14 protein-coding genes are annotated in these 14606 nt (G+C 60.8%); 8 read left to right on the top strand and 6 right to left on the bottom strand.

Annotated elements, in window-relative coordinates:
• Positions 1-7: 7 nt before the first annotated feature.
• Positions 8-655, bottom strand: coding sequence for a response regulator transcription factor (locus ACR3E4_RS00355; RefSeq protein ID WP_480531886.1), 648 nt, complete (start codon positions 653-655; stop codon positions 8-10).
• The gene (locus ACR3E4_RS00350) at positions 655-2088 is read right to left on the bottom strand and encodes a cache domain-containing protein (protein WP_480531888.1); all 1434 of its coding nucleotides are present in this window, start codon (positions 2086-2088) and stop codon (positions 655-657) included. Before ACR3E4_RS00350 ends, ACR3E4_RS00355 begins: the two co-directional genes overlap by 1 nt.
• A gap of 246 nt (positions 2089-2334) precedes the next feature.
• On the opposite strand from ACR3E4_RS00350, the gene ACR3E4_RS00345 reads away from it, so the two are divergent.
• From ACR3E4_RS00345 to ACR3E4_RS00335, 3 genes are all read left to right on the top strand, one after another.
• Positions 2335-3417, top strand: coding sequence for a TRAP transporter substrate-binding protein (locus ACR3E4_RS00345; RefSeq protein WP_480531890.1), 1083 nt, complete (start codon positions 2335-2337; stop codon positions 3415-3417).
• Positions 3418-3534: 117 nt separating this feature from the next.
• On the top strand, positions 3535-4461 hold the full coding sequence (locus ACR3E4_RS00340) for a TRAP transporter small permease subunit (RefSeq protein WP_480531892.1): 927 nt from the start codon (positions 3535-3537) through the stop codon (positions 4459-4461).
• Positions 4462-4478: 17 nt separating this feature from the next.
• Entirely contained in the window at positions 4479-6833 is a 2355-nt protein-coding gene (locus ACR3E4_RS00335) for a TRAP transporter large permease (RefSeq protein ID WP_480531894.1), read from the top strand.
• Positions 6834-6964: 131 nt separating this feature from the next.
• Here the strand turns inward: ACR3E4_RS00335 and ACR3E4_RS00330 are convergent, their stop codons facing one another.
• The 4 genes from ACR3E4_RS00330 to ACR3E4_RS00315 form a co-directional block, all read right to left on the bottom strand.
• The gene (locus ACR3E4_RS00330; protein WP_480531896.1) at positions 6965-7354 is read right to left on the bottom strand and encodes a VOC family protein; all 390 of its coding nucleotides are present in this window, start codon (positions 7352-7354) and stop codon (positions 6965-6967) included.
• Positions 7355-7360: 6 nt separating this feature from the next.
• A complete protein-coding gene (locus tag ACR3E4_RS00325) occupies positions 7361-8185 on the bottom strand; it encodes an arginyltransferase (protein WP_480531898.1) in 825 nt (274 codons plus the stop codon).
• 74 nt (positions 8186-8259) lie between these two features.
• Positions 8260-8691, bottom strand: a complete 432-nt coding sequence (locus ACR3E4_RS00320) for an RDD family protein (protein ID WP_480531900.1) — start codon at positions 8689-8691, stop codon at positions 8260-8262.
• A gap of 63 nt (positions 8692-8754) precedes the next feature.
• Positions 8755-9180: a DUF2852 domain-containing protein gene (locus ACR3E4_RS00315; protein ID WP_480531902.1), complete on the bottom strand. Its 426-nt coding sequence runs from the start codon at positions 9178-9180 to the stop codon at positions 8755-8757.
• 107 nt (positions 9181-9287) lie between these two features.
• Between ACR3E4_RS00315 and ACR3E4_RS00310 the strand changes: the two genes are divergently transcribed.
• Genes ACR3E4_RS00310 through ACR3E4_RS00290 form a run of 5 tightly spaced genes read left to right on the top strand, consistent with a single transcriptional unit; the run spans position 9288 to position 14542 of the window.
• A complete protein-coding gene (locus ACR3E4_RS00310) occupies positions 9288-9716 on the top strand; it encodes a DUF4440 domain-containing protein (RefSeq protein ID WP_480531904.1) in 429 nt (142 codons plus the stop codon).
• Positions 9713-12484 (top strand): [protein-PII] uridylyltransferase family protein, encoded by a 2772-nt coding sequence (locus tag ACR3E4_RS00305; protein ID WP_480531906.1) that lies wholly within the window; start codon positions 9713-9715, stop codon positions 12482-12484. Before ACR3E4_RS00310 ends, ACR3E4_RS00305 begins: the two co-directional genes overlap by 4 nt.
• Positions 12485-12486: 2 nt before the next feature.
• Positions 12487-12759, top strand: a complete 273-nt coding sequence (locus tag ACR3E4_RS00300; protein WP_480531908.1) for a hypothetical protein — start codon at positions 12487-12489, stop codon at positions 12757-12759.
• Between the two features lie 41 nt (positions 12760-12800).
• Entirely contained in the window at positions 12801-14003 is a 1203-nt protein-coding gene (locus ACR3E4_RS00295; protein ID WP_480531910.1) for an RSP_2647 family RNA methyltransferase, read from the top strand.
• A complete protein-coding gene (locus tag ACR3E4_RS00290; RefSeq protein ID WP_480531912.1) occupies positions 14000-14542 on the top strand; it encodes an RSP_2648 family PIN domain-containing protein in 543 nt (180 codons plus the stop codon). Before ACR3E4_RS00295 ends, ACR3E4_RS00290 begins: the two co-directional genes overlap by 4 nt.
• Positions 14543-14606: the final 64 nt, after the last annotated feature.

Here is a 14606-nt window from a genome sequence, read left to right as displayed (position 1 = left end):
GCTGCGGTCAGAACCCGGGGCTGGTGCCCTGCAGAACGCCGTGTTCCAGCGCGTAACGGGTCAGGCCGGCGGTTGAGGAGATGCCCAGCTTGCGTTTGATATTCTTGCGGTGGGTCTCGACCGTGCGCACCGAGATATCCAGTGCCAACGCCACCTCTTTGTTGGATTTGCCCTGCGCCAGTTCCAGCAGGATGGTCTGCTCGCGGCCGGTGAGCGCCTCGCGCGTATTGCCGTCTTTGGGTTCCAGTGATCCGCTGGCACCGGTGCAGAGATAACGCTCGCCGCGCATTACCGCATCGATGGCCTGTTTGATCTCTTCGGTGGGCACGTCTTTCAGAATATAGCCTTTGGCCCCGTGGCTGAGCGCGGTCGAGATGTATTCAGGACTGTCATGCATCGACAGGATCAAGATGCGGGTGCCCGGCAGGCGTTCCAGAATGATCTCGGTGGCGCTCAGCCCGCTGAGGCCGGGCATGTTGAGGTCCATCAGGATCACGTCCGGTTGCAGCTGTGTGGCCTGTTCGACGGCCTCTTGCCCGTTTGAGAGCGTGCCGACCACATCGATTTCGTCATAACTTTCCAGCAGCGACTGAATGCCTTCGGCGACCATGGGATGGTCGTCGACAATGAGAACCCGGATGATTGCGTCGGACATCAGAAACCGGCCTTTCGTTTTGGCGTAGCGTCTTCCTGCGGCGGCAACATATGGCTGAGCGGCAGGCTGACTTCAATCACTGTGCCGCTGCGTCCGCTGCGCGAAGAGAGGATGCGCAGCGAGCCGTCAAGCTGTTCGATCCGCTCTTGCATGTTGCGCAACCCGATCCCGGCGCTGATCTGGCCCGGCTCGTTGCGCAACCCGTGGCCATTGTCGGTGATCCGCATCGTGGCCCCCTTCTTGTGGCCCCGCAGATCAATCGTAACACAGGTGGCGCCCGCGTGGCGTTCGATATTCGTCAAAGCCTCTTGCGCGATCCGGTAGAGGGCAATCTTGCTGTCCTGATCCAGCCGGTTGCGGAACACCACGGTCGAGAATTCCGTGTCGATCCCGGTACGCTCGCGGAAATCGTCGGTCAGCGCCTTCAGGGCGGGCCCAAGACCCAGATCGTCCAGCACGCCGGGGCGCAGGTCGCGGCTGATGCGGCGGACCTCGGTTATGGCGGTGGCCAGATTGTCGATCCCTTTTTGCAGCGGTTCCTGTGCCGCCGCATCATCCCCGCGGCTCAGCCGTCGGCGGGCATTGTCCAGCGCATAGCGGACGCCGACCAGAATTTGGCTGATGCCATCATGCAACTCGCGGGCGACGCGTCCACGTTCTTCTTCCTGAGTGTCCAGAACCCTTTGCGTCAGTTCCTTGAGTTTGGCGTCCGCCAGACGACGTTCCCGGAAATTCAGCAACATACCGGATGCGAACACGATCAGCACGGCGGCCAGAACGATGGCACCGATATAGAGGAAGGTGCGCTGCACGCGCGCCTCGACCTCGGCGCGCGCATTGGCGACCGTGGCGACGATGTCGTCGATAAACACACCGGTGCCCACCACCCAGCGCCAGTCCTGCAGGCCGACGACATAGGCGATCATCTGCGCTTCTTCCCCGGTCGAGGGCTTTTGCCACATGAAGCTGTGCCAACCTGCGCCCTGACGGGCGAGGCTGATGAATTCATTTACAATCGGAGTACCGTCGCTGTCGGTCAGATCGGCCCAGTTGCGGTTGATGAACTGAGTTTGGCGCGGGCTGACCAGATTGTTGCCGTCATAATCGTAGACGAAAAAGAACCCGTCCTTGCCGTAAATCATGGCTGAAAGGATTTGTGTGACCAGATTCTTGGCCACCTCATCATCAGGCGCAGCGCGGCCGTAGATATAGGCAAACCCATTGCGCGCCTGCGTAACGTAATTGCGCAGCTCGTCTTTCTTGGCTTCGATCAGACGGCGCTCGAGGGCCTGAATCTCACGCTCGGCGGTTGCGCGGGATTCGTAGGCGACCACCAGAGCAATCGCGGCCACCGCCGCAAGCAGCGGAATCGCGGCGACCAGCGACAGTTTCTGCCCATAGGTCAGCGAGATCAGATTTCGGAATCCCCTCATGCTCGAATCGATACGCAAGCTGCCGCGAAATTGCAAAAAGATTGGGCGATCTGCGGTCGCGGCCAAGGCAATTTGAGGCTGAGCAGGGGGAATCAGCCTGAAATCTGTGTCAGGGCGCGGAAAAACCGGCGCGGCTACGTAGTAGTAGGTATTCACATTCATGTGGGTGGAATTAGGCTGGCGCACATTGGAAACGATCAACCCGGGATCACCCGGGGACTGAATATGTAGGGGAGGATCACTCATATGGATCGTCGTAAGTTTCTGAAAACATCGGCACTGGGCGGCTCGGCCGCGGCAGCCACCACGCTGGCCGCGCCCGCCTATGCGCAGGGCAAGCGCACGCTGACCATGGTGACTTCGTGGGGCCGTGGCCTTGCGGGCGTTTTCGACAGTGCGCAGCGTTGCGCCGACAGCATCACCACCATGTCGGACGGCAACCTGAACGTCGAAATCAAAGCCGCCGGTGAACTGGTTGGCGCGTTCGAAGTGTTTGACGCGGTGTCGTCCGGTCAGGCTGATATGTACCACGCAGCAGACTACTACTTTGTGGGCCAGCATCCGGGCTATGCCTTCTTCACAGCTGTTCCGTTCGGCATGACCGCGCAGGAACTGGTGAACTGGTACTACCATGCCGGCGGCATGGAGCTGCATGATGAACTGGGCGAAATCTTCGGCCTGAAGTCCTTCCTGGCGGGCAACACCGGCGCGCAGGCGGGTGGCTGGTACTCGAAAGAGATCAACAGCCCCGAAGACTTTAACGGTCTGAAATTCCGTATGCCGGGTCTGGGCGGTAAGGCGCTGGGCAAACTGGGTGCATCGGTTCAGAACATTCCGGGCTCGGAAGTGTATCAGGCGCTATCGTCCGGCGCGATTGACGGAACCGAGTGGATCGGCCCCTGGGCTGACGAAAAAGCGGGCTTCCAGGAAATCACCAAGACCTATTACACCGCAGGCTTCCACGAGCCGGGCGCGGGTCTGTCGCTGGCCACCAACCGCGAGGTTTATGACAGCCTGTCCGCCGCGCAGCAGAAGATCATCGAGATCGCAGCAGCCGAATGTCACCAGTGGAACCTGGCGCAATTCCTGGCCAACAACGGTGCCGCTCTGGCTCGTCTGCAGGCTGGTGGCGTCAAGGTCATGGAATTCCCGGACAGCGTTTGGGACGCGTTCGGTGCAGCCAGCCAGGAAGTTCTGGACGAGAACATGGGCGACGAGCTGTTCAAGCGCATTCATGACAGCGCAATGGCGTCGATGGCCGAGTCTTCGGCATGGAACAACCTGTCGTCGGGTGTCTACACCTCGCAGCGTGACCGCGTGCGCGGCTAACAATCCGCTCAATGCAATCGGTTCCCCCGTCCAGCGGGGGAGCCTTTCCCGTTGCACATAAGCGGCCAGGACATGCCGCCATAACCAAACGTGCAACCGATACGACCTGGGGACAACATGCAGGACGAAAACGGTATCTCGTTCTTCGGCGCCCTGTGGAATGGACTGATCTGGTTCATTCAGAACATTGCCGAAGCTTTCTATAATTTCGGATACGCCATCACGCATCCGCAGCTCTGGCTGAACTGGTCGGACAAAGAGGCGATCATGCGCTTTGTCTATTACGGCGGTTCGGTCGAGTTCTTCTTTGTGATCTTCACTCTGTTTCTGGTGCTGACCGCGATAGGGGTTTATTACCGGAACTTCATGTGGGGAATGGTGCGCGTGTTGGAAGGTTTCGCCAACACAACGGGCCGTTTCTTTGCCTGGGCGGGTCTGCTGATGGTGATCCAGCAGATCGTTATCGTATTTATGCAACGGGTCTTTACCCGCCCTGATATGTCCTTTGGCCTGGGTATCCCTTTTCAGATGGATATCAGTTGGTTCGCCGAAGAACTTAAACTCTATAACGCCATGGTTGTCTGCCTTTGCTGCACCTACACATTCGTGCAGGGCGGTCACGTGCGGGTCGACCTGATCTATGCAGGCATCAGCCATCGCGCCAAGCGCGTCGTTGATATGTGCGGCGCGGTTTTGTTTATGATGCCGATGGCGGTGCTGACTTGGATGTATGGCTGGTATTTCATGTGGCGGCACCTGATCGTGCCGAAACCGTCAGCCAGTGATACGTTGGACAGGTTGCTGGCCAAGTCCCGCGCGCTGCGCTGGAACGTAGAGACCATCGGGTTCAGCCCCAACGGCTTCAACGCATACTTTCTGTTCAAGATTTTGCTGGTGGCCTTTGCGGCCATGGTGTTTCTGCATGCGATCGCGTTCCTGTATCGCTCGTATCTGGAATATGTGGAAGGGCCGGAAAGCACTGGAAAATACCTCGACAAGGACAGTCTTGGCGAGGGTGAAGAAGCCTACGAAGGCGCGCATTAGGGACGGAGAACCAGACAATGCTATTCGGACTTGATGGCGTCGAGATAGGCCTCATTATTGTATTCTGCTGCCTTTTCGGAGGCATTCTTTCGGGCTTCCCGGTGGCCTTTGCCATCGGTGGGGCCGGGGTGATTTCCTTCGGAATCATCGCCGCGCTGGACAGCGCCGGGCTGTTGATTCATCAGGCAATCGATACCGGGTCGACTGCGTATCGGGATCTGGTGAATTCCGGGGTGAAACCGGATGTCATATCCGTGTTCCGATACCCGGATTTGCCAAGGATCGCCGAGCCGGTCTTTGTGCAGGGCTGGGAAACCGCGCTGGACCGGAACGTTTCGTTCATCGTGAACCGCATGAACGAACGCGTTCTGGCGGGGCAATCCATTGAGACCCTGCTGGCGGTGTTGATGTTTGTCCTGATGGGCATCACGCTGGAGCGCTCGAAAATCGCAAACGACCTGCTGACCACGATGGCGCGCGTCTTTGGCCCGCTCCCCGGTGGTCTGGCCGTGTCGATTGTGGTTGTGGGGGCATTCCTGGCCGCGTCGACCGGCATCGTGGGCGCGACCGTGGTGACCATGGGCCTGCTGGCCCTGCCGACCATGTTGCGCAATAACTATTCGCCGGAATTGGCGACCGGTGTGATCGCGGCGTCCGGGACGCTGGGGCAGATCATTCCGCCATCCATCGTGATCGTTTTGCTGGGCACACTGGCGGGTGATCTCTATTCCACCGCGCAGGAAACCCGCGCGGTCGAGGCGGGATGTACCGATGCGCTAACCTATCTGGGTGAGCCTGCGGTGGTGTCCGTGGGCACACTGTTTCAGGCGGCACTGTTGCCCGGCATCATGCTGGCGCTGCTTTACGCACTTTATGCCTTTGGCTATGCGCTGCTGAACCCGCACAAGGCTCCTGCGGTTGAAATGTCGGGGGGTTCGGGTGAGACCATCACACGTTCTGAAGGCCTGACCTGGTTGCTGGGCGCTCCGGTCGCTTTGATCGTCGGGGCAATTCTGCTGGGCAGCGCGGGTGTGATCGGCAGCCAGAACGTCTCGGTCTCGGCCTTCTCGGATATCGGGCAGGGCGCATCGTTGCGGACCAACGTGTCGGCGGAATGTCAGGCCTCGATGATCGAGCTGCATGGTCAATCCGCCTGGGATCAGGCCGTGGCCGAACAGGAGGCGATTGACGCCGCCGGTGGCGCGTCTGAGGCACAGCGCCTGAGCGAAGAGGAACTGGCCGCAGCGCAACAGGCCAAGATTGCCGCCGCTGCGCCGATTGGAAACGGCGTTGCCGTGATGGTGGTGCTGTTGGGCCTGACGCTGGTGATGGGGCGCGGGATTGCGCCGTCGCGGTCGCCGCAGCCTTTGATCGTTGGTGCCATCGGTCTGTTGCTGATGCTGCTGGTCGATGTGCTGCTGATTGCGCCCACGACCTCGTCCGGGGCGACGTTTGTGCTGTTGGCTATACCCTTTGCAATCGCCATGTATGGCTGCAAGGAGGCTGCCGCGCGCTGTGCCACCAATGATCTGATCCGCGTGGTTTTCCCACCGCTGGTTCTGATCATCGCGGTGCTGGGGTCGATCCTTGGCGGTGTCACCAACCCGACGCCCGCAGCGGCGCTGGGGGCAGGCGGGGCCATCATGCTGGCGGCCTATCGCAAGCTGCAGGATCAGGGCCGGTCGGGCAAAGTGATCATCTGGTCGACCTTTGCGGTGATCATCGCGCTGCTGATGGGCGTGAATTTCGATCTGCGCATCAATCAGGGCAATGTCTCGGTCGAAAGCTGGATCGCCTTTATCATCGCCTATTCGGCCTACTTGTACGCACTGTTCGGTCTGTTGTTCGGCTGCTGGGTACTGTTTGCAAGCGGTGTGCTGACGCCGGTGGTGCGCGAGACGGCCAAGGTGACCTCGATGGTTTTCACCATCCTGATCGGCTCGCAATTGCTGAACCTGGTGGTGATTTCGTTTGGCGGTGAGCACTATATTCAGCAATTCCTGAAGAGCTTCGACAACGAGTTCACCGTCTTCCTGATCGTGATGCTGGTTCTGTTCATTCTGGGCTTTGTGCTGGATTTCCTTGAAATCATCTACATCGTGATCCCCATCGTCGGGCCGGTTATCTATGGCGGCTCGTTCGATCCGAAATGGGTGACGATCATGGTGGCGGTGAACCTGCAGACCTCGTTCCTGACGCCGCCCTTCGGGTTTGCGCTGTTCTATCTGCGGGGCGTTGCGCCGAAAGAGGTGACGACGGGCCACATCTATCGCGGTATCGTCCCGTTCGTGATTATTCAGGTGGTGGGGATCGGTATCCTGTGGTTCTTCCCTGCGATCGTGACGATCGTACCTGATCTGATCCCGAACTGATCCGGGTTGTAACCAAATGGAAAAGGGGGCCGGTGGCCCCCTTTGCTTTGTTTTTGGGGAAAGGGGCCAGCCCCTTCTTGGCCTGCGGCCAATTCAGCCCCGAGATATATTTGGCCAAATGAAGAGGCGGATCAGGAGAATTGGATCAGGTCCCAGCGATTTCCGAACGGGTCGCGCCAGACTGCGACGATGCCGTAGGGTTCATGGCGCGGGGCTTCCTCGAACCCGACACCGGCCTCGAGCATGGCGCTGTGGTCACGGTGGAAATCATCGGTTTCCAGAAAAAAGCCGACGCGGCCTCCGGTCTGGTTGCCGATTGCGGCGGCCTGTTCCCCGCCATCCGCTTTTGCCAGCAACAATGATGCCCCGACCGACCCCGGAGGGGTGACGCGGACCCAGCGCTTGTCCTCGCCCAGGTCGATATCCTGCGTCAGCGTGAATTTCAGAACGCCCGTGTAGAACGCAATCGCCGCGTCGTAATCCGGAACCACCAGGGTAACCGCATGAAGGCTCTGCCGCATGACGGATCAGCCTTTGGTCGGGCGCCGGTCGGGCAATTGGATATTCGCCACCTGCTCGGCAATCGGGGCTGAGGACAGGGGGTGATGCGAGGCCTGCGCGTATTCTTCGGGGTTTTCGATCAGCTGCCATTCGCCCCGTGAATAGACCTGCAGCCCTGCGAATTTGGCTTTGTATCCCATCTTGGGGCTGCCGGGCACCCAGTAGCCCAGGTAGATATAGGGCAGCCCGGCTTCGCGTGCGATCTCGATATGATCGAGGATCATATAGGTGCCCAGCGAGTTCTGCTGGAACTTAGGATCGTAGAACGAGTAGACCATGCTCAGCCCGTCTTCGAGCACGTCGGTCAGGCTGACCGCGATCAATTCGTCGGTTTCAGGGTCGGCATATTCAACGACGCGGCTGCGGATCGGGGTTTCCTCGATCATGGCGGCGAATTCGAACACATCCATATCGGCCATGCCGCCATCGGCGTGGCGGGCATCGAGATAGCGACGGAACAGCTCGAACTGTTCATCCGTGGCCCAGGGCGAGGTGGCGCGCCGCTTAAGAAAGCCATTTCGCTTGCCCGCGCGTTTCTGGCTTTTGCTGGGACGGAAGGCCGAGACGTCGATCCGGGCCGACAGACAAGCGGAACAATCGGTGCAGGAGGGGCGGTAGAGCACATTCTGCGATCGCCTAAACCCCTGCTGCGACAGGCAATTGTTCAGCTGGTCCGCGCCTTCCCCCTGAAGGGCGGTGAACAGTTTGCGTTCCATCCTGCCCTCAAGATAAGGGCAGGGCTGGGGGGCGGTCACATAGAACTGTGGCGCGATTGGCAGCGTGTGTCGCATGTAGGTCCCGCGTTTCTTCGGGACGGATGATAGCAACGGTTACCGGCGCCGCCAAGAGACTCACAGAGTTGTTTTCAGGCGCGCTGATTGATCATGACTGTGCCAAGGAAGACATCCGTCAGGCCCTGATTTCGCGCGCTTGTCATCATCATGATGACCGAGATGATCTGCAGCACGGGGATTGCCATGCTGACGAAATAGCCTGCCGTATGCGCGACGGCCTTGCCGGTGTCCATGCGCGCGCCGAAGGCGTCGCGCAACTCGATCCCCATGAAGCGCATGCCCAGGGTGGCAGAGCCATTTGCGATGGTGACCACGCGGTAGACGAAGCTGACGACGGCATAAATCAGGGCGATGAAAAACAGCCCCAGAAAGGCGGTAAACAGAACCGCCACAGTGCACAGCAACGAGATGAAAGCGATGTCAAACAGCCATGCGAAAAAGCGCTTGGTGGCCACGGATTGGTAAAACTCCGGCTGGCTGTCGGGATCGGGCAGGTGGGTCATATGTGGGTCCGGTTGTTAGGCAAAGGCACCCTGTCCCGAGATGCGGGACAGGGCAAGGCAGGATCAGGCAGGTTGTTCGCCATTTTCCGCATCATCGCGATTGTCGCGGGCGCGTTCGTCCATGAACTGATCGAACTCGGCCTTGTCCTTGGCGTCGCGCAGGCGGCGCAGGAAGGATTCGAAATCCTTCTGTTCACGTTCCAGGCGTGCCAAAGTGTCGGCCTTGTAGGCGTCAAAGGCGCTGTTGCCCGAGGGTTTCATAGCGCTCATGTGGCTGTTCCACGACGAACGGCGGCTGCAGGATTTGCTGAACATGCGTTTGCTCCAGATCATGTAGGCCAGAAAGGCCAGGCCGATGGGCCAGAAGAAGATAAAGCCAAGGACCATTGCGGCGATCCAGGCCCCTTTGCCCTTGCTGTCAAGCCAGGCTTCGGCGCGGTGCAGCCAGCCGGGGTTTGCAGGAACGGCGTGTTCGGACAATGCGGTCATTTGGGTTCTCCACTCAGGATGTAAATGTTCTTCACATTTCCTAGATGGGAGGGGTTAGGGGGTGATACAAGGGGTAATGTGAAAAAGATTTACATGTCGGATTTTCGATGGTTGACGCCATGGCGGAACAGGCGCAATTTCTGCTCATGCAAGATATTGAAAACAAACCCGCCCCGACGCTTGATCAGATGCTTTCGCTGGAAAAACAGGTCTGGACGGCATTGGTGGACGGCAATGCGCAGGCCGACCGGGCACTGCTGAGCCCGGATTTTCTGGGGGTCTATCCGAGCGGTTTCGCCAATCGGGATGATCATGTGGGGCAGTTTGCCGATGCACCGACGATGGCCACGTATGAGTTGTCCGAGGCTAAGCTGCGGGTTCTGACATCGGACATCGTGCTGTTGACCTATCGTGCGGACTATGCGCGCCCGGATGCCACAGGGTCGGAGGCGATGCTGATTTCCTCGCTTTGGGAGCGGCGGCATGATGTCTGGATCAACAGTTTCAGCCAGGATACGCCGTTGGAGCGCATATGAGCCTTGCCATCAATAGAACTCCGCGGGCTTTTGACGCCTCTCTCGGCGCGGAAACTCGTGCTGCGCTGCCGGATCTGACCGCCGAGCAGGGTGAGTTGATCGCAGGTACAGCCGGGTCGAGCCCCTATCTGAAAGGGCTGATTGATCAGGAACGGGATTGGCTGCCCAAGGCGTTGCAGAATCCGGATCAGGCTTTGGCGGATGTGATGACTGCTGCGCGGGCGGTGCCCGCCGACCAGTTGAAACCCGGTCTGCGGCGGGCCAAGCGGCAGATGGCGCTTCTGACGGCTCTGGCCGATCTGGCCGGGGCGTGGCCACTGGAGAAGGTGACAGGGGCCCTGACTGATTTCGGTGCGCTGGCGGCGGACGTGGCCGCCAAGGCCGAAATAGCCGCTCTGATCCGCCGGGGCAAGTTGCCCGGTATGAGCGAAGAGGATGTCGAAACCGCTGCCGGGATGGTCATTCTGGCGATGGGCAAGATGGGTGCGTATGAGCTGAACTATAGCTCGGATATCGACTTGATCGTGTTGTTTGACGAAACACGCTTTGACCCGGATGACTTCCAGGAGGCCCGGCAAGGCATGGTCCGGGCCACACGGAATTTCTGCGCCACGCTGAGTGACAAGACGGCAGACGGCTATGTCTTCCGCACCGATCTGCGCCTGCGACCCGACCCGGCCGTTACGCCGGTTTGTCTGGCGATGGAACCGGCTGAACGATATTATGAAAGCGTCGGCCGGACGTGGGAACGCGCGGCCTATATCAAAGCGCGCGCCTGCGCCGGGGACATCGCGGCGGGCGAACGCTTTCTCGAGGCGCTGCGCCCGTTCGTCTGGCGGCGGCATCTGGATTTCGCCGCCATTCAGGACGCCCATGACATGCGCCTGCGCATTCGCGAGAACAAAGGGACGGGTGGAAGCCTGTCGATCCCCGGTCATGACATGAAGCTGGGGCAGGGCGGTATCAGAGAGATCGAGTTTTTCACTCAGACGCGTCAGTTGATCGCCGGGGGGCGCGACCCGGATCTGCGCGTGCGCGGCACGGTGCCGGGGCTGGCGGCGCTGGCCGCCAAGGGTTGGGTGCCCGAAGAGGTCGCCGAAAAGCTGACCGATCATTATCGCGCCCATCGCGAGGTCGAGCATCGCATCCAGATGGTGCATGACGCCCAGACCCACAAGGTGCCGCAATCCGAAGACGGGATTGAGAGGGTCGCCTGCCTGATGGGCCTCAGCAGCACCGAGTTGCGGGCCGATCTGACCCGCCGCCTGACCGAGGTGCACGAACTGACCGAAGGCTTCTTTGCCCCCGGTGCCAGCCCGCGCCCTGCAGCCACGCAAGAGGTTGAATTCGACAAGGGGGTACTGGCCCGCTGGACCACCTATCCGGCGCTGCGCTCGCAGCGCGGTGCGCGCATTTTCGAACGTCTGCGGCCCGAGCTTTTGTCACGCCTTGCGAAGACCGCGAAACCCGACGAGGCCCTGATGGCGCTTGATGGCTTTCTGGCCGGGCTGCCCGCCGGGGTGCAGCTGTTTTCACTGTTCGAGGCGAACCCCCAGCTGATCGATCTGCTGGTTGATATCGTCGGAACCTCTCACGCGTTGGCAACGCATCTGTCGCGCAATGCCGCCGTGTTCGACGCGGTGATCGGCGGCAGCTTTTTCAGCGAATGGCCGGGTCAGGCAGCGTTGCGGGAGGATCTGACGCAGGCTTTGTCTGCAGAAGATGACTATGAAACTCAGCTCGACCTCGCCCGGCGCTGGTGCAAGGAATGGCATTTCCGCATCGGCGTCCACCATCTGCGCGGGCTCATCGACGGGGCGCAGGCCGGGCAGCAATATGCGGAACTGGCGCAGGCCATAATCGCGTCGGTTCTGCCCTGTGTCGAAACCCAATTCGCCAGGAAACACGGGCCTGCGCCGGGGCGTGGGGCGGCGGTGCTGGGCATGGGCTCGCTTGGAGCAGGGCGGATCAATTCGCAATCCGATCTGGATATGATCGTCATCTACGACCCGCAGGATCAGGAGATGTCAGAGGGTCCGCGCCCGCTGGCCACGCGCACCTATTACGCGCGGTTCACGCAGGCCCTGATCACTGCACTGTCAGCGCCGATGTCGCAGGGGAGGCTTTATGAGGTGGACATGCGCCTGCGCCCCTCGGGCAATCAGGGGCCTGTCGCCACCAGTTGGAGCAGTTTCACCAACTATCAGCAGAACGAGGCCTGGGTGTGGGAACACCTTGCCCTGACGCGCGCGCATGTGGTGGCCGGGGATGCCGGGCTGGCAGCGGATATCGAAAGCTTCCGTGCCGAGTTCCTCTCGCGCCCCCGCGACCGTACCAAGGTTCTGACCGAGGTCGCTGAAATGCGCGCCCGTCTGGCCGCCGCAAAGGCTCCGGCAGGCGTTTGGGACGCCAAGAACGGTGCCGGACGGATGATGGATATCGAACTGCTGTCTCAGACTGGTGCCGTGCTTTCAGGTATCGTGCAGCGCGATGTGCAATCCGGTCTGGATGGCGCGGTCGCTGCCGGGCTGTTGGAGGTCGCGCAGGCGCAAACGCTGAAGGAGTGTTACGACCTATGCTGGTCAGTGCAATGCGCAGCACGGCTTCTGTCGGGTAAAGCCATCGAGGCGGACAAGATCGGTGAGGGTGGCACGGCGTTCCTCTGCCGGGCCACCGGGTTCGATCAGGTCGAAGATCTGCAGGCCGCGTTGCAGGACAGTTACGACACCGCCGCCGTTTTGATCGGCGACGTGGTTCTAGGAGGGTAAACATGCCGCGCAGTGACGATCCGAACGACCACAAGGGCCTGATCCGCGAGGCCTATCGCATCGACGGCATCACCTTGCCCGAATGCCGCAGCATCTTTCTTGACTGGGCGCTCAGCCTGCCCGAGGACCGGGATCAGAAAGAGGCGCTGACCGCGCTGCACACGCTTTATGCCGCGCAGGCGGGTGATCATCCGATGACGCAGGTGCTGGCCGAAGGGCTGCAATCGGCGCAAGCCCCCAGACGGCGCGGCGGCTGGCGCAACCGGAACCGCTAACGGGTCTTTCCCCTCAATCGGTTCACAGCTATGAGAGCGCCATGACCGCCTCATCCGACCGCCCCCGTATTCGCCTGAAACCCAAAGCCAACGCGCGCGGGCTGCGCCATGGTTTCCCATGGGTCTACGCCAATGACATCGTCACCGACCGACGCACCCGCAAGATCGCTGCCGGAGCCCTGGCGGTGCTCGAAGACGACAAGCGGCAGCCGATTGCGCTGGTCGCGGTCAATCCAGAGTCGAAAATCATGTGCCGGGTGCTGGATCGCGACACCGACGCCCAGCTTGACACTGACTGGTTCGAGGCCCGCCTGCACCGCGCCTTGGAGATGCGCGAACGCCTGTTCGATGCACCCTATTACCGTCTGATCCATGCCGAGGCTGATGGTTTCCCTGGCGTAATCATCGACCGGTTCGCAGACGCCTGCGTCATCCAGCCCAACGCCGCATGGGCCGAAGCGCATATTGAGGCTCTGACGGATGCTCTGATCTCAGTGACCGGCGTGACCACGGTTCTGAAAAACGCCTCCGGTCGCACCCGGGGGTTGGAAGGACTCGACGACATCAACCAGACCCTGCGCGGAACGGTTCCCGAAGCCCCGGTTGCGGTTCCGATGAACGGTGCGACCTATATGGCCGACCTGACCGGCGGGCAGAAAACCGGCCTGTTCTACGACCAACGCCCCAACCACGCCTTTGCGGCCCGTCTGGTACATCCCCAAGCGCAGGTGTTGGACGTGTTCAGCCATGTTGGCGGTTTCGGTCTGGCCATGCTGGCCGGTGGTGCCGCGCAAGCACTTGCCGTCGACGGTTCTGCCGCCGCGCTGACGCTGGCCGAGCAGGGGGCCGAGGCAGCAGGTTTCAGCAACCGTTTTGCAACCCGCCAGGGCGACGCATTCGATGTGCTGACACAATTGGGCGAGGAAGGCGCGATGTTCGATGTGGTCATCTGCGACCCCCCGGCCTTTGCGCCCTCGAAACAGGCCCTTGATGCCGGTCTGCGCGCCTATGAACGGATCGCGCGCCTTGCCGCACCTCTGGTGAAACCGGGTGGCTATCTGGGCCTGTGTTCCTGCTCGCACGCCGCTGATCTGGGCCGGTTCCGCGATGCCTCCTCGCGCGGCATTGGCCGGGCAGGGCGGCAGGCACAACTGATCCATACCGGGTTCGCCGGCCCGGACCATCCGCAACTGCCGCAACTGGCCGAAAGCGGCTACCTCAAGGCCGTGTTCTATCGCCTATGAAAGCGGTTCTCGACACCTGCGTGATCTATCCCACAGTGATGCGGGAAATGCTGCTGGGGGCCGCCAAACTTGGCCATTTCCAACCGATCTGGTCCGCCCGCATCCTTGAGGAATGGGCCCGCGCCGCCCGCAAACTCGGCCCCGAGGGCGAGGCGCAAGCCCGCGCTGAAATCGCGCTGACACAAGCCAGTTGGCCCAAGGCCGAGCATCCATCGCCGCCGGGGCTGGAACGACGCCTCTGGCTACCGGACGCCGCAGACATCCATGTTCTCGCAACAGCCGTGGCCAGTTCCGCCGATGTCATTGTCACCGTGAACGCAAAAGATTTTCCCAAACACCTTCTGGCCGAAGAAGGCCTCACCCGCCATGACCCCGACGGGCTGCTTCACAGATTCTGGCTGATAGACCCGGATGGCATCGCAAACATTGCCGCAGCGGTTTTGGCGCAAGCCAATCGCCTCTCAGGCGATCAATGGACCCTGCGCCCGTTGATGAAAAAAGCACGTCTGCCGCGACTTGGCAAAGCCCTCACAACCTGATCAAGATACCAGCTTCATCTGGCCTAAAATATCCCGGGGAGCGCGAGGGGCTGGCCCCTCGCAT

This window comes from Ruegeria sp. AP11 (assembly GCF_056535865.1).
Note: the sequence above shows the minus strand (reverse complement) of the source record. Positions and strands in the feature narration are given on the sequence as shown.

Excerpts from the sequence above, each read along its gene's own strand:
- ACR3E4_RS00310 (WP_480531904.1), top strand. The coding sequence starts at position 9,288 with ATGGTTGACGCCATGGCGGAACAGGCGCAATTTCTGCTCATGCAAGAT.
- ACR3E4_RS00290 (WP_480531912.1), top strand. The coding sequence starts at position 14,000 with ATGAAAGCGGTTCTCGACACCTGCGTGATCTATCCCACAGTGATGCGG.
- ACR3E4_RS00330 (WP_480531896.1), bottom strand. The coding sequence starts at position 7,354 with ATGCGGCAGAGCCTTCATGCGGTTACCCTGGTGGTTCCGGATTACGAC.
- ACR3E4_RS00325 (WP_480531898.1), bottom strand. The coding sequence starts at position 8,185 with ATGCGACACACGCTGCCAATCGCGCCACAGTTCTATGTGACCGCCCCC.
- ACR3E4_RS00335 (WP_480531894.1), top strand. The coding sequence starts at position 4,479 with ATGCTATTCGGACTTGATGGCGTCGAGATAGGCCTCATTATTGTATTC.
- ACR3E4_RS00295 (WP_480531910.1), top strand. The coding sequence starts at position 12,801 with ATGACCGCCTCATCCGACCGCCCCCGTATTCGCCTGAAACCCAAAGCC.
- ACR3E4_RS00340 (WP_480531892.1), top strand. The coding sequence starts at position 3,535 with ATGCAGGACGAAAACGGTATCTCGTTCTTCGGCGCCCTGTGGAATGGA.
- ACR3E4_RS00320 (WP_480531900.1), bottom strand. The coding sequence starts at position 8,691 with ATGACCCACCTGCCCGATCCCGACAGCCAGCCGGAGTTTTACCAATCC.
- ACR3E4_RS00350 (WP_480531888.1), bottom strand. The coding sequence starts at position 2,088 with ATGAGGGGATTCCGAAATCTGATCTCGCTGACCTATGGGCAGAAACTG.
- ACR3E4_RS00345 (WP_480531890.1), top strand. The coding sequence starts at position 2,335 with ATGGATCGTCGTAAGTTTCTGAAAACATCGGCACTGGGCGGCTCGGCC.
- ACR3E4_RS00315 (WP_480531902.1), bottom strand. The coding sequence starts at position 9,180 with ATGACCGCATTGTCCGAACACGCCGTTCCTGCAAACCCCGGCTGGCTG.
- ACR3E4_RS00300 (WP_480531908.1), top strand. The coding sequence starts at position 12,487 with ATGCCGCGCAGTGACGATCCGAACGACCACAAGGGCCTGATCCGCGAG.
- ACR3E4_RS00355 (WP_480531886.1), bottom strand. The coding sequence starts at position 655 with ATGTCCGACGCAATCATCCGGGTTCTCATTGTCGACGACCATCCCATG.
- ACR3E4_RS00305 (WP_480531906.1), top strand. The coding sequence starts at position 9,713 with ATGAGCCTTGCCATCAATAGAACTCCGCGGGCTTTTGACGCCTCTCTC.